Source organism: Flavobacterium johnsoniae (assembly GCF_001879205.1).
GTDB classification, from domain to species: Bacteria; Bacteroidota; Bacteroidia; order Flavobacteriales; family Flavobacteriaceae; genus Flavobacterium; species Flavobacterium johnsoniae_A.
On sequence record NZ_MLFK01000005.1, the window covers coordinates 360,140 to 374,510 of the forward strand.

Annotated in this window: 18 protein-coding genes; 3 read left to right on the plus strand and 15 right to left on the minus strand. The window is 33.3% G+C overall.

Going from position 1 to position 14,371, the window contains the following annotated elements; genetic code table 11:
* Positions 1 to 70: 70 nt before the first annotated feature.
* The 7 genes from BKM63_RS06840 to BKM63_RS06870 all read right to left on the minus strand — a co-directional run bounded on the left by BKM63_RS06840 (position 71) and on the right by BKM63_RS06870 (position 4,761).
* Positions 71 to 1,021, minus strand: coding sequence for a DUF3078 domain-containing protein (locus BKM63_RS06840; protein WP_071635873.1), 951 nt, complete (start codon positions 1,019 to 1,021; stop codon positions 71 to 73).
* 77 nt (positions 1,022 to 1,098) lie between these two features.
* Positions 1,099 to 1,608, minus strand: coding sequence for a DUF2480 family protein (locus tag BKM63_RS06845; protein ID WP_071635874.1), 510 nt, complete (start codon positions 1,606 to 1,608; stop codon positions 1,099 to 1,101).
* Between the two features lie 73 nt (positions 1,609 to 1,681).
* A complete protein-coding gene (locus BKM63_RS06850; RefSeq protein ID WP_071636312.1) occupies positions 1,682 to 2,005 on the minus strand; it encodes an SUF system Fe-S cluster assembly protein in 324 nt (107 codons plus the stop codon).
* Between the two features lie 84 nt (positions 2,006 to 2,089).
* On the minus strand, positions 2,090 to 2,500 hold the full coding sequence (locus BKM63_RS06855) for a GxxExxY protein (RefSeq protein WP_071635875.1): 411 nt from the start codon (positions 2,498 to 2,500) through the stop codon (positions 2,090 to 2,092).
* 182 nt (positions 2,501 to 2,682) lie between these two features.
* The gene (locus BKM63_RS06860) at positions 2,683 to 3,108 is read right to left on the minus strand and encodes a SufE family protein (protein WP_071635876.1); all 426 of its coding nucleotides are present in this window, start codon (positions 3,106 to 3,108) and stop codon (positions 2,683 to 2,685) included.
* A gap of 2 nt (positions 3,109 to 3,110) precedes the next feature.
* Positions 3,111 to 3,536, minus strand: a complete 426-nt coding sequence (locus BKM63_RS06865; RefSeq protein ID WP_071635877.1) for a hypothetical protein — start codon at positions 3,534 to 3,536, stop codon at positions 3,111 to 3,113.
* Between the two features lie 10 nt (positions 3,537 to 3,546).
* Positions 3,547 to 4,761 carry an aminotransferase class V-fold PLP-dependent enzyme gene (locus BKM63_RS06870; protein WP_071635878.1) on the minus strand — a complete coding sequence of 405 codons (1,215 nt, stop codon included), beginning with the start codon at positions 4,759 to 4,761 and terminating at the stop codon, positions 3,547 to 3,549.
* A gap of 221 nt (positions 4,762 to 4,982) precedes the next feature.
* Here BKM63_RS06870 and BKM63_RS06875 point away from each other — a divergent pair, with 221 nt between their 5' ends.
* Positions 4,983 to 6,332, plus strand: a complete 1,350-nt coding sequence (locus BKM63_RS06875) for a serine hydrolase domain-containing protein (RefSeq protein WP_071635879.1) — start codon at positions 4,983 to 4,985, stop codon at positions 6,330 to 6,332.
* Positions 6,333 to 6,437: 105 nt separating this feature from the next.
* Here BKM63_RS06875 and sufD read toward each other — a convergent pair whose 3' ends face one another.
* The 8 genes from sufD to BKM63_RS06915 form a co-directional block, all read right to left on the minus strand.
* On the minus strand, positions 6,438 to 7,754 hold the full coding sequence (sufD, locus tag BKM63_RS06880) for a Fe-S cluster assembly protein SufD (RefSeq protein WP_071635880.1): 1,317 nt from the start codon (positions 7,752 to 7,754) through the stop codon (positions 6,438 to 6,440).
* Positions 7,755 to 7,857: 103 nt separating this feature from the next.
* Positions 7,858 to 8,247 (minus strand): four helix bundle protein, encoded by a 390-nt coding sequence (locus BKM63_RS06885; protein ID WP_071635881.1) that lies wholly within the window; start codon positions 8,245 to 8,247, stop codon positions 7,858 to 7,860.
* Positions 8,248 to 8,321: 74 nt separating this feature from the next.
* On the minus strand, positions 8,322 to 9,068 hold the full coding sequence (gene sufC / locus BKM63_RS06890; protein WP_029271512.1) for a Fe-S cluster assembly ATPase SufC: 747 nt from the start codon (positions 9,066 to 9,068) through the stop codon (positions 8,322 to 8,324).
* A 12-nt stretch (positions 9,069 to 9,080) separates the two neighbouring features.
* Positions 9,081 to 9,569 (minus strand): flavodoxin family protein, encoded by a 489-nt coding sequence (locus tag BKM63_RS06895; protein ID WP_071635882.1) that lies wholly within the window; start codon positions 9,567 to 9,569, stop codon positions 9,081 to 9,083.
* Between the two features lie 6 nt (positions 9,570 to 9,575).
* Positions 9,576 to 9,848 carry a Txe/YoeB family addiction module toxin gene (locus tag BKM63_RS06900; RefSeq protein WP_071635883.1) on the minus strand — a complete coding sequence of 91 codons (273 nt, stop codon included), beginning with the start codon at positions 9,846 to 9,848 and terminating at the stop codon, positions 9,576 to 9,578.
* On the minus strand, positions 9,839 to 10,036 hold the full coding sequence (locus BKM63_RS06905) for a DUF2683 family protein (RefSeq protein ID WP_071635884.1): 198 nt from the start codon (positions 10,034 to 10,036) through the stop codon (positions 9,839 to 9,841). Before BKM63_RS06905 ends, BKM63_RS06900 begins: the two co-directional genes overlap by 10 nt.
* 16 nt (positions 10,037 to 10,052) lie before the next feature.
* Positions 10,053 to 11,501, minus strand: coding sequence for a Fe-S cluster assembly protein SufB (sufB, locus tag BKM63_RS06910; RefSeq protein ID WP_071635885.1), 1,449 nt, complete (start codon positions 11,499 to 11,501; stop codon positions 10,053 to 10,055).
* A gap of 77 nt (positions 11,502 to 11,578) precedes the next feature.
* Positions 11,579 to 11,908, minus strand: coding sequence for a HesB/IscA family protein (locus BKM63_RS06915; protein ID WP_071635886.1), 330 nt, complete (start codon positions 11,906 to 11,908; stop codon positions 11,579 to 11,581).
* Between the two features lie 376 nt (positions 11,909 to 12,284).
* Here BKM63_RS06915 and BKM63_RS06920 point away from each other — a divergent pair, with 376 nt between their 5' ends.
* Together BKM63_RS06920 and BKM63_RS06925 are read left to right on the plus strand one after the other, a co-directional pair.
* Positions 12,285 to 13,211 carry a hypothetical protein gene (locus tag BKM63_RS06920; protein ID WP_071635887.1) on the plus strand — a complete coding sequence of 309 codons (927 nt, stop codon included), beginning with the start codon at positions 12,285 to 12,287 and terminating at the stop codon, positions 13,209 to 13,211.
* 229 nt (positions 13,212 to 13,440) lie between these two features.
* On the plus strand, positions 13,441 to 14,298 hold the full coding sequence (locus tag BKM63_RS06925; protein WP_071635888.1) for an MBL fold metallo-hydrolase: 858 nt from the start codon (positions 13,441 to 13,443) through the stop codon (positions 14,296 to 14,298).
* Positions 14,299 to 14,371: the final 73 nt, after the last annotated feature.

Here is a 14,371-nt window from a genome sequence, read left to right on the forward strand (position 1 = left end):
GTGTTTTAAGATGTATTTAATACAATCTTAGTGCTCTTTGCGGTAAAATTAAACAGTTTTCAATTTGAAATTAAAACCCAAAATTAACTCCTAAACCAAATACTTCTCTGGTTTGAAGGCCTCTAAAAGCATTATCGTCATAAATGGCCTGGAAGGCTAAATTCGCCGATAGGAATTTGTTTACTTTCATAATGATATTCAAAGAATAATTGATATCTACATTTTGAGGATCTTCCAGATAATTAGAATATAAATTCAGTGTGTTCTCTGCCGTTACATTGGTCATGATGGCCAATTTATAGTAAACAGAAGCATAAAAACCCAGCTCATATCGCATGGTTTTGCCTTCGTCAACTCCAAAATAATCGCCATCTACATAAGGAAGGCCTGTAAATCTATCAATTCCGCTTGTATAGGCATTATCTACAAAAGTGAATTTTGAAGTTAGAGGGGCAAAGTTTATTTTCAAGTTTTCATCTTTAGACCAGTAAATACCAGGTCCAGTAGTAAGATATCCAGGTGACATAAATTTAGTTTGCTCAGTTCTAATTTCTTTACCATTAGCATCCTGACCATAAATATAACCCGTTGTAAACTGAGTTCTAAAGTTTAAAAAGAAGGAGTAGTACCATTCGCCAAAAGCTCTTTTTCCAACTATTGAGTTAAACTCTAGACGGTCATCTGTCTTCTTGCCAAAATCTGTATTTTTAGTTTGCAGAAGACCATAAGAAGCAAGGATTTTATTATCCCAGGTTAGATCATCTTTTTTATAATTGAAGTCGTAGTTTATTCCTAAAGTTCCGGAAAAACTATCTTCTCCCCCTGCAATCCAGTTATTAAAACTTGATTGATTTAATAAAAGTGATACTGTACCTTTTGCTTTCCAGCCTTCTTTCTCAATAGTGTCATTGATTTTTTTTACGGCTTTCTCTGTGTTTTGAACTAGTTCTTTTTCTGAATTTTGTGCCTGAACAAAAGTGAAGTTCGCCACAATGCATAGTAAAAACGCCAGCTTTCTCATGATTATTTAGTTTAAGTGTATTATCAAATATACTAAAAACCAATTGAAAACTAAATGATAATTAATGTAATTGCAGGTTATTTCTTAGATTCTTTGTATAAAGGTACTGCAGAACATGCTTCACCATACATTATGCTTCGTGCAAAAGGTTGTAAATAATTAGCTGCTAAAATATAAGCACGCATGGGAACTGGTTTTCTTGAACAGCCTTTTACAATAACAGGTTTGTTTTTGTAAACAGAATAGTCTATTCTGCTCAGTATTTCTTCGTATAAGCTGGAGTCAAGATCTTCGATATTTCCGTTGACTACTTTTTTTGCATAAGGAGCTAAATGAACACTCACTAAAATTAGTGCCCACGCCGGAACTATCGCATCTGTACTACAGTGTACAGCAACATACTGATCTTGATATTGCGACCAGTCATGATTTTTAAGATGTTCTCTAAAGTCTTTTTCTTTCAATAAAAATCCTTCCAAAAGCCATTGCGAAATGTCAATTTGCACACGCATTCCTTTTGGATAATAATCCTCAAGATCAAAAACTTCTAAAGCACTATTGGCAACTTTATTGATAATTTCTTCCATTTTTACTAGTTTTCAGTCACAGCTTTCAGTCGCAGTTGAGCACTGTGACTGAGACTGTAAACTGTATACTTTTTTAAAGCATTCCTAATTCTAATTTTGCTTCTTCGCTCATTAAATCTTTGCTCCAAGGCGGATCAAAAGTAATTTCAACTTCTACATCTTTAATGTTTTCGATTGTTTTTACTTTTTCTTCTACTTCTCTTGGTAAACTTTCTGCAACAGGGCAGTTTGGAGAGGTAAGTGTCATCAGGATTTTTACTTCGTAATCTGTGTTTACCATTACGTCATAAATTAATCCTAATTCGTAAATATCTACAGGAATCTCAGGATCGTAAATCCCTTTTAAAACTTTTACGATTGATTCTCCTAATTCGTTTGTGTCTATTTCTTGTTCCATTTTTTTTATTTTTTCACCATATAAGTTATATAAGTTCATTTAAAACTGGACGTATATAAGTACAGATGATATTTTTATTTTTTTTTAATCATCTAGCCAGCGATATAACTCGTTGACGTATGTTTTTTGACCTTCATGATAAATGTTGGTAACATTGAAATTTATCATTAATCCTATTGGAGATTTTAACAGTTTCATATAAGACATAAGTTTTGCAATATGAATTGGTATAATTTGATCCACTGCTTTCAATTCCAAAACCAAACAGTTCTCAATAAACAAATCACATCTTAAATCTGACCGTAATTCCAAACCTTTATATTCAACAGGTATTTTGAGTTCTGATTGAAAATGAATTCCTCTTAAAGATAATTCTTTAATCATACACTGATGATAAATACTTTCTATAAGTCCTGCTCCAATACTTTTATGAACTTCAATTGCCGCTCCGTTAACTTGATAAATTAAATCAGTTAAATATTTCTTTGTTATCATTAGTTTTTTTTACAATAATAAGAAATATAAAATGAAGGATAAAACCTACTTTATGTGTTTTTTTATCATATAAATTTTATAAGTTCATTTAAACAGAAGACTTACACTTCTTCTGCTTATCGAGATAATTAATTTAAGCGTAAAACTTCAATTTTCTTATGTAACTTATATGGTAAAAAAATCTAATTTTTGTTTTTAGCATCAAAAGCCAAAGCGTACATTTTGATGTTTTTAATCATCGAAACCAAACCATTAGCACGTGTTGCTGATAAATGTTCTTTTAGGCCGATTTCATCAATAAATTCGGTGTCAGCATTGATAATGTCTGAAGCTTTTTGATTAGAGAAAGCACGAATTAAAATAGCAATTATACCTTTAGTCAAAATAGCGTCACTATCAGCTGTAAAAACAATTTTATCGTCCTTTTGTTCGCCTTGCAGCCAAACTTTTGACTGGCATCCTTTAATTAAATTTTCGTCGGTTTTGTATTCTTCTTTAATTAACGGAAGACTTTTTCCCAGTTCGATAATGTATTCATAACGCTGCATCCAGTCGTCGAACATCGAAAATTCGTCTATTATTTCGTTTTGTATTTCTTTTATTGTCATAATTATTCTTTAGCAAAATCAACCAGTAAATTTACCAGCTTTTCTATTTCCTTTGGAGGGAAACCATTGTCGAAACCTGCAGTTTCGTATGTTTTTTGATTTTGGGTTATTTTTAAATTACCTATAGCGGCACCATCGTGAAAACGTTTTTCTGTTGGTGCTTTTAAGGCCGAAAGACTGTCTAAATTTAGTTTAGAAAATTCGGCAGTAATCTTATTCCATTTTGCATTATCAATTTTGCTTTCAACCGGCTGTTGATCTCTTCCATTGGTAACGGAAACGGTTTGATTTTGAACCACAATCTTCTTGAAATATCCTCTTGACATCGCAGAATATTCAATTTGAGCGGTAGTCATATCTGCTTTTTTTTGGCTTGAACAGCCAGTTCCAATTACGATGGTCAAAATTAATAAAGACAATATTCTCATAAGATTTTTTTTAGCTTAGCATTATTTGTGCTTTTTTAACAGAATCAACCATTTGGTCAATTTCTTCTTTTGTATTATAAAAAGAAAAAGAAGCTCGAATCGTTCCCGGAATACAGAAGAAATTCATAATAGGCTGTGCGCAATGATGTCCGGTTCTAACTGCAATTCCTAATTTATCTATAATAGAACCAACATCATAAGGATGAATTCCATCAATATTAAACGAAATTACCGATGCTTTATTTTTTCCGGTTCCATAGATTCTTAAACCTTCAATTTCAGATAAACGCTTTGTTGCGTATTCTAAAAGTTCATGTTCATATTCCTGAATGTTATCAAAACCAATATTATTTAAATAGTCAATTGCAGTTCCAAGAACGATGCCGCCCGCAATATTTGGTGTTCCGGCTTCAAACTTATGAGGAAGATCTGCGTAAGTTGTTTTTTCGAAAGTAACTTCTTTGATCATTTCACCGCCACCCTGATATGGAGGAAGTTTATTCAGCCATTCTTCTTTTCCATATAAAATTCCGGTTCCGGTTGGGCCGCACATTTTATGACCTGAAAAAGCATAAAAATCACAGTCTAATTCCTGAACATCTGGTTTTAAATGCGGAACTGCCTGAGCACCGTCTATCAAAACTGCAGCGCCAAAACTGTGCGCTTTATCAATAATATATTTTATCGGATTAATAATTCCGAGTGCATTTGAAATATGATTAACCGTAACCACTTTTGTTTTTTCTGAAAGCAGTGCATCAAAAGCTTCGATGATTAATTCACCATTTTCATTGATCGGAATTACTTTTAAAACTGCTCCTGTTTTTTCGCATAACATCTGCCAAGGCACAATGTTACTGTGATGTTCCAGAGACGAAACAATTACTTCATCGTCCGGTTTTAAGATAGAAGCAAAGCCGTTTGTTACTAAATTGATTCCATGCGTAGTTCCCGAAGTAAAAAGTACTTCGTGCGCGAATTTTGCATTTATATGTTCTTTGACTTTGCCGCGAGAAACCTCGTAAGCATCAGTGGCTAATTGGCTTAAAGTGTGAACGCCGCGGTGAATGTTGGCGTTAATTTCCTGATAATATTTTACTTCGGCATCAATCACAACTTGTGGTTTTTGAGAAGTAGCACCATTGTCGAAATATACTAAAGGTTTTCCGTTTACAGTTTGTGAAAGTATTGGAAAATCAGCTCTTATTTTTTGAATATCTAGCATGTCTTATTTAGAAAAAATCTATTTACAAAAGTACTAAAACTAAATTTGTTTATACAGCAATTCTATAATTTCCTTTTATGGCATCATTGTTACAAGGCGCAAATGCTGATTTTGTAAAAATCGGTTGAGTTTTCTGAATAATCCGAATCATATTTATAATTTGAGTTCTAAAAACGTGAACATAAATTATTTATATTGCAATAAAAATAACTTTAATCGTCATGAAAAAATTCCTTAAAGTACTTTTACTCGTTTTGGTTCTTGCTTTTTTATATTTCGGATTTACAACATATCCAAAGCTTGATTTGATTTCTGGCTTTTCGGCAAAAAGTGTAGCATCCGGCCATTTTATAGATAATCGTACATTGGATTTAATCGAAAAAACAGACAATGATATCAAAATGATAGATTTGGCTAAAAATTCAATTGATGATGCAGGAAAATTTGCAACAGCCACTGTTTACGGATTGAAAGAACGAAAAGCAATCTACCGTGAAGGTTTAGGCGCAACTTTGATTAATGATGATTTTGATGTTTCAAAACCTTATTTACTTCCAAAGAGAACAAAATTGGCAAATAATCTTCCCTTTCCTTACGGAAATAATGAGCCAAAAGATACTTTGTTTGCAGATGTTGATTACTCGAAATTGAAAAAAGCCGTTGATAATGCATTTGATAAACCTAGTGGAGGAACAAAAAGAACCCGTGCTGTTGTAGTTTTATATAAAGACAAATTAATTGCTGAGAAATATGATACAGGGTTTAATAAAGACAGTAAAATTTTAGGTTGGTCAATGACGAAAAGCATTACAAGTTCGGCTTTTGGTGTTTTGGCAAAACAAGGTAAAATCGATATTAATAAACCTGCTCCAGTTGCCGAATGGAAAAATGATGAACGCAAAAATATTACGCTTAACGATTTGCTTCACATGAATTCTGGTTTAGAATGGGAAGAGAATTACAGTACAATCTGCGATGCTACTAAAATGCTTTTTCAGGCGGAAGATATGGGAAAAGTGCAAATGGATAAACCGGCTCAATTTAAACCCAATACACATTGGAATTATTCATCTGGAACAACTAATTTATTGTCCCTGATTTTAAGAAGACAATTTAAAACGCAGCAAGAATATCTTGATTTTTGGTATAGCGCCGTAATCGACAAAATTGGGATGAATTCGATGATTGTTGAACAAGATATGTCAGGAACTTTTGTTGGCTCTTCGTACGGATGGGCAACACCGCGTGACTGGTCAAAATTTGGATTATTATATCTAAGAAAAGGAAACTGGAACGGCGAACAAATCCTTGACGAAAGCTGGGTAAAATATACTGCAAAACCAACTAATACTTCTGAGGGTAAATACGGAGCACAGTTTTGGTTAAACGCGGGAGGGAAATTCCCAGACGTTCCTCGAGATATGTTTTATTGCAGCGGTTATCAGGGGCAGATGGTAGCGATTATTCCATCTCTGGATATGGTAATTGTGAGAATGGGAGTGAGAGAAGGTGATAAAAGTTTTGACTTTAATGGGTTTTTGAAGGAGGTAATTGCAGCTGTTGGGAAATAAAATGTAACCGCAAAGACCGCAAGGTATAAAACCGCAAAGTTCGCAAAGCTTATAATAAACTTTGCGAACTTTGCGTAAATCTTAGCGAACCTTGCGGTTAAGCTATTACAAATCAAATCCTAAATTCACGCCCAATTTCATGGCAATGATTTTAGTAATTCTTTGTTTTAATTCTGGTATTTTGATGCTTTCGATAACGGCATTTGAGAATGCGTACATCAATAAAGCTTTAGCTTCTTTTTGAGGAATACCACGAGACTGCATGTAGAACATAGCTGTTTCATCCAATTGTCCAACTGTACAACCGTGAGAACATTTTACATCATCAGCAAAAATCTCTAATTGTGGTTTTGCGTTGATGGTTGCTTTGTCACTCAATAAAATGTTGTTGCTTTTTTGGAAAGCATTTGTTTTTTGAGCTTCTTTTTCTACCAAAACTTTTCCATTGAAAACTCCTGTTGAGCGATCAGAGAAAATTCCTTTATAATCCTGGAAACTTTCGCAGTTAGGCGTTGCGTGATTTACCAAAGTATAGTGGTCAACGTGCTGCTTATCATTTAAGATAGAAATTCCGTTAAGCGTACTTGTCAATCTTTCTCCAAAATGGTAAAAGTTTAAGTTGTTACGTGTCAGATTTCCTCCAAATGAAAAAGTATGAACTGAAGCGTGGCTTTCTTGTTGTTGTGATACATAAGTGTTATCAACTAAGTTAGCTTCGCTATTATCGTTTTGAATTTTGTAATAATCAACAATCGCACGTTTTTGAGCAAAAATCTCAGTAACAGAGTTTGTTAAAACTGGATTTTCATTCAAACTTTGGTGGCGCTCGATAATTTGAACATGTGAATTTTCACCCACAATAACCAAATTTCTTGGCTGAACCATTAAAGCCGATTCGTTCCCTGTTGAGAAAAACATAATCTCAATTGGTTTATCAGCGACTTTTTTCTTTGGGATATTGATAAAAGCACCTTCACTTGCAAAAGCAGTGTTCAATGAAGTTAAGCTGTCATCTTTACTTGCAATTTGATTGAAGTAAGTATCAATAATCATTTTATATTTTGGTTTGGTCAATGCCGATGACATCAAGCAAACATCGATTCCGTCGTGTGTTGTAGAAGATAAATGCGAACTGAAAACACCATCTATAAAAACTAATTTATAAGTGTCAATTTCGTGTAAAAAGTATTTTTTTACCTGATTAAATTCGATTGCATTTTCCTGCTTAGGAAAAACCGTAAAGTCATTTTTTAAGATGGCGTTTAGCGATGTGTATTTCCAAGCTTCTTCTTTTTTGGTTGGGAAACCTTTATTTTCGAAGTTTTTTATAGCATTTGTACGTATGTCATGTAAATCTGAATGCACATCTACACGCTCTTCAAAAGCCATAAAAGACGATACTAATTTTTCTTTTAAATCCATTGTTCTTTTGTTTCCTTCGGTGTTTCAGGTTTCAAGTTTCAGGTTGCCTGTTGAAACTTAATTCCTTTGAATCCATGTTTCAGGTTTAATGTTTCATGTTTTTTTACTGAAACTTATTTCCTTTGAAATCTTTTTTATTTAGGTAAGTGATAAAGTTTTTTATTTTACCACTTAAATTTTCATAGTCCTTTTTTAAAACTTCGAATTTTTCTTCTGAAATATATTCAAAATCAAAAACCCGATATAATTGAGATCTTGTTTCTCCGGCTGAGCCTTTTGCAATTGATAAGAATTGTCGAAATTCTAAATTTCCATCTCTTTCAAATCCTTCTGCAATGTTATCCAATACTGAACCCGAAGAATCTTTAATTTGATTTTTAAACCTGATATCGAATCTTAAATCGGTATGAACTGCAATAAGATGAACTTCTTTTGCTAATCGTCGAGCCTCTTTCCAAATTTCTAAATCCTCAAATCTATTAATTGTCGCCATATTTTTTTTAAGTTAAAACTTACAAATATAGTTTGTAACTTGAAACTAAAAAAACATGAAACATGAAACAAAATCTAGTTCTCCGCCTTAATCCAGTCGTATCCTTTTTCTTCCAGTTCGTAAGCCAATTCTTTTCCGCCTGATTTTACGATTCTTCCGTTGTAAAGAACGTGAACGAAATCCGGAACGATATAATCTAGCAAACGTTGGTAGTGCGTAATAACGATAATTGCGTTTTTGTCGCTTTTCAATTTGTTAACTCCGTTGGCCACAATTCTTAAAGCATCGATATCAAGACCAGAATCGGTTTCGTCAAGGATAGCTAATTTTGGCTCTAACATTGCCATTTGAAAAATCTCGTTTCTTTTTTTCTCTCCTCCCGAAAAACCTTCGTTTAAAGAACGAGATAAAAATTTGCGGTCGATTTCTAATAATTCAGATTTCTCACGAATTACTTTTAGCATTTCGTTAGCCGGCATTTCTTCCTGACCGTTTGCTTTACGAGTTTCGTTGATTGCCGTTTTCATAAAGTTAGTTACACTAACTCCAGGAATTTCTACAGGATATTGAAACGAAAGAAAAACACCTTTATGTGCTCTTTCTTCAGGAGCTAAATCAGCAAGATCTTCTCCGTCAAGAATAACTTCTCCGTCTGTCACTTCATAGTTTTCGTTTCCGGCAATTACAGCCGAAAGTGTACTTTTTCCGGAACCGTTTGGCCCCATGATAGCGTGTACTTCGCCAGCTTTAACTTCTATATTAATTCCTTTTAGGATTTCTTTATCACCAATTGAGGCGTGAAGGTTTTTTATTGATAACATTGTTTTTTTATTTTATATAAATGTCAATTCTATTTTTGTTTGTTGGTTTAGGATATTGGCATTAAAATGCGCGTGCCCTAAATATTCCATGCCTAAATAATCGGCTGTTTTTTTGAACGGAATGTAAAAACTGTCTTCAATTTCATTGTCATGTGAATTTGATATCACACCAATTTTCTTCCCTCTTAGTTTTCGTCCGGTTTCTTTTTCAATTCGGATTAAATCTGAAAAACGATCAAAGAAAACTTTCATTATTCCACTCATATTGTACCAATATATTGGCGTTGCAAAAATTAAAGTGTCGTACTTTTCGAGTATTCCCTTTATCAAAGGCAAAAAATCGTCTTCTATATTTTTACTTTCGTAATCATAATGGGAAATATTATAATCACTTAAATTCACTACATCAATTCCGGTTTCTTTAGCAATTTCATCCACAATTCTGGTTGTGTTTCCGTTTTTTCTGGATGAACCTAAAATGATGACTTTTTTGTTTTCCATTAATACTTATTCGTAATGCCCTTTTAATGAAAGGATATTTAGTATTTCTATATTGTTTTCTTCTGTTATTCTGTAAATAATTCTGTGTTCTTTGTCAATTCGTCTTGACCATCTTCCAGATAATTCATATTTTAATTGTTCTGGTTTTCCAAGTCCTTCATAAGGATGAAGTAAAATGTCTTCGATTAAACTTGTGATCTTTTTCATTATTGATTTGTTTCCGGACTTCTTCCAAAAAAGAATGTCTTTTTGTGCCTTTTCAGAATAAATTATTTCCACAAATCTTCAATTTTCATTTTAATTCCTTTTCCTTCTTCAATACTTTTTTCAGCATCAAGAATCTCTTTTACAAACTCTGGATTATATGGTTTTTCATTTTCTTCAATAATTTCAAAACCAAGAGATTTTGCCAGTGATTGAAAGACTGGGAAATCTTTTTTCTTTACATTTTTTAAGATGATGTCCATATCGCTTTGTTTTTTTTTACCCTACAGAACCTTCTAAAGAAATCTCTAATAATTTTTGAGCTTCAACGGCAAATTCCATTGGAAGTTTGTTCAATACATCTTTACTAAAACCATTTACAATTAAGGCAATCGCTTTTTCTGTCGGGATACCTCTTTGGTTGCAATAAAAAACCTGATCTTCTCCAATTTTACTTGTAGTTGCTTCGTGCTCTATTTTTGCCGATGGATTTTTACTTTCTATATAAGGGAAAGTATGCGCCCCGCAATTGTTCCCCATTAAAAGAGAATCACATTGCGAAAAGTTTCTTGCATTTTCAGCTCTAGGGCTGATCTGCACTAATCCACGGTAACTGTTTTGTGATTTACCGGCCGAAATACCTTTAGAAATAATAGTCGATTTGGTATTTTTTCCTAAATGGATCATTTTAGTTCCAGTATCTGCTTGTTGGTAATTATTGGTAACGGCAATTGAATAAAATTCTCCAACCGAATTGTCTCCTTTAAGTACACAAGAAGGATATTTCCAGGTTACAGCAGAACCTGTTTCTACTTGTGTCCATGAAATTTTAGCGTTTGTTTCGCACAAACCTCTTTTGGTTACGAAGTTGTAAACCCCGCCTTTTCCTTCTTTGTTTCCAGGGAACCAGTTTTGAACGGTAGAATATTTAATTTCAGCATCATCCAAAGCGATTAGTTCCACTACCGCAGCGTGCAATTGGTTTTCGTCACGACTTGGAGCTGTACAGCCCTCAAGGTAAGAAACGTAACTTCCTTCATCAGCAATAACCAAAGTTCTTTCGAATTGTCCGGTTCCTGCCTGATTGATTCTGAAATAAGTTGAAAGTTCCATTGGGCAGCGAACGCCTTTTGGAATATAACAGAAACTTCCGTCAGAGAAAACTGCTGAGTTTAATGCTGCATAGAAGTTGTCTTTTTGAGGTACAACAGTTCCTAAATATTTTTTTACTAATTCAGGATGTTCTTTAATAGCTTCTGAAATTGGACAAAAAATAATGCCTTTTTCAGCCAAAGTTTTCTTGAAAGTTGTTGCTACAGAAACAGAATCGACCACAATATCCATAGCGACATTGTTCATCATTTTTTGTTCGTCAACAGAAATTCCCAGCTTTTTGTACATCTCTAAAAGTTCCGGATCTACATCATCCAGTGTTTTGTTAGGATCTACTTGTTTTGGAGCTGAATAATAAGAAATTGCCTGAAAATCCGGCTTTTCGTAATTTACGTTTGCCCATTCTGGTTCAATCATTTCTTTCCATGCACGGAAAGCCTCAATGCGCCATTCGGTCATCCACTCAGGTTCTTCTTTTTTCAGCGAAATAGCTCTTACAATTTCTTCGTTTAAGCCAATAGGGAAAGTCTCAGATTCTATATTGGTATAAAATCCGTATTCATATTCTTTGGTTTCCAGTTCGATTTTTAAATCGTCTTCGGTGTATTTGCTCATTGTTGATTTAAAGATTTAAAGATTTAATTCAGAGATTTCAAAGAATTAACCTTTATTAGTCTTGGTATTATCTTTTATTATAGTGAAAATGATTCACCGCATCCGCAAGTTCTGCTTGCGTTTGGATTATTGAAAACGAATCCTTTTCCGTTTAATCCGCCAGAAAACTCTAAAATTGTTCCGGCTAAATATAGGAATGATTTTTTTTCAACTGCGATTTGTATATCATTATCCACGAATATTTTATCATCATCTCCTTTGGTTTTGTCAAATTTCAAATCATATGACAAACCAGAGCATCCACCACTTTTTACGCCTACTCTTACGTAGTCGTTAGCGGCGTCAAAACCATCATCAGTCATCAAATCGATGATTTTCTTTTTGGCTGTATCAGAAACCTTTATCATTGTTTATGGTATTTGTTTTTAATAGATCATTTTAATCTGCATTTAAATAGTAATCAAATTATTACATAAAATTTAAATACCAATTTCTACGTTCAAATGAAATTGTCTGCAAAGATACGACTTAAAAACCTTTTTCCATAACGGTTCACATTATTATAACAAATGTTAAAATAGATAGAAGTTATTTTGGCTCAAAAAATGAAAAAAAAGCCTCTTTTATTTCGGCTCCATTTTTATTTTGAGAGAAAAGTCATATGGTTTTGTAAAGTGTTCTTGCTGTGCGGGTTAACTTTGTTTCGATTTTGTTAAAATACCGTATTTCTACTTGTTATGCCGGACAAATTATTGGTATTTTTGCAAAAAATTGTGAGTAATTATGAAAAAGCATTACACTAGTGAATGGATACGAGTACTTTTTGCCATATTTTTTATTTTTGGAATAGGAGCAACCTTCTTTTTGTTTAGCAATGAGCTTAAAGAAAGCGCTGAAAAAGCAAAAGTAGTCAGCAATAAACCAGCATATATAGGATTTAGCAGAGAAAATTCGGCTCAAAAAAGCATACTCGATTCTTTAAATATTTTAAGATTAGAATATGATGTGGCTCTTCTCGAAAAAACTTCATTATCGCAGCAGTTAGAATTGGAAAAGAAGAATGTTCAAAATTTAATGGACATTATTCAGGTATCAAAGAATCCGTCAATTACCCAAATGCAAATTTTCAGAAGACAGCTCTCTGATTTAAAAACGGCACTGGCGGCCAAAATTACTGAGATTAAAAATTTAAAATCTCAGAACAAAAGCCTGCTTACAGAAATTGAAAGTCAGAATGTGGTAATGTACCAGCAAAAAAAAGAGAATGATACCTTGATTTTAAATCAAAAGAAGTTAGAATCCGCCATAAAAGATGCTTCAAAATTATCGCTGAATAATTTTAAGGTTATTGCACTCCATGAAAAAAAATCAGGAAAAGAACAGGAAACAGAGAAAGCTAAAAGTACAAAAAAACTAAAAATAAGTTTTTCGGTTAATGGAAATGCAATTGCTAAAACCGGAAAAAGAGTTTTTTATGTTCAGGTTCTTGATCAAAAAAATACTGTTTTAGGCGAAAATAAATTAGTTGAATTCGATAACGACAAAGCTTTAGTTTACAGTTTTATTGTTGCAGTAGATTTTCAGGGCAAACCAGCAAATGTTTATGGGGTTTTGAATTCTGATGGAAACGAATTTAAAAAAGGAACTTATTTTGTCAACTTCTTCGACAAACAAGAAATAATGGGAAGTTCTTCTATTACTTTAGAATAAGAATTTTTCAGCCTGCAAATTTTACTGGTTTAACAGTTTATGCTATGTTTTTGTTTATACCAAAGCGATGAAAGTATTATGAGGTAAGACTAAAAAAATCTGTGTAAATCTGCTAAACTCGTAATCTCGGTGGCCAATTTAACATCTGTGTAAGAAACATATTTTGAGAATGCGTAGCAAAACGAAATTGGATTTCCTAGCTTTGTTTTCTTATTTGAAACTTATACTAATGAAACTTTACCCAATAGAATCAGGAAATTTTAAATTAGATGGCGGTGCAATGTTTGGTGTTGTTCCCAAAACAATTTGGAATAAAACGAACCCGGCAGATGAAAACAATTTAATTGATATTGCAGCAAGATGTTTGCTTATTGAAGATGGAAATCGCCTTATTTTAATTGATACCGGAATGGGAGATAAACAGTCTGAAAAGTTCTTTGGCTATTATTCGCTTTGGGGATCACATTCTATCGATAAATCGCTGGCTAAATATGGTTTTAGCAGAGATGATATTACTGATGTATTTATGACGCATTTGCATTTTGACCATTGCGGCGGAAGTATTCAATGGAATTCTGATAAAACTTTTTATGAGCCGGCTTTTAAAAATGCAAAATTCTGGACAAACGAAAACCATTGGGAATGGGCAACAAAACCTAATGCCCGCGAAAAAGCTTCTTTCCTTACAGAAAACATTATTCCCATGCAGGAAAGCGGACAGTTAAACTTTATAAAACGCCCTGAAGCTGATTTTGGTTTTTCAGAAGAAATGAATTTCGGAATTTATTATGTTGATGGTCATACTGAAAAGCAAATGATTCCGCATATTCAATACCAGGATAAAACCATTGTTTTTTGTGCCGATTTGTTAGCCACAGCCGGACATATTCCGCTGCCATATGTTATGGGTTACGACACAAGACCTTTATTAACAATGCCGGAGAAATCTAGATTTTTGAATGAAGCAGCTGATAAAAATTATTATTTGTTTTTAGAACATGACGCTCACAATCAAATTATAACTGTGGAACATACAGAAAAAGGTGTTCGATTGAAAGAGGTCTTTAGTTGTGAAGATATTCTTTAAAAAAATACAATTAAAAAAATCCCATTTTCAACTTAATGAAGATGGGATTTTTTAGTTGAACTAAATTGGTTGA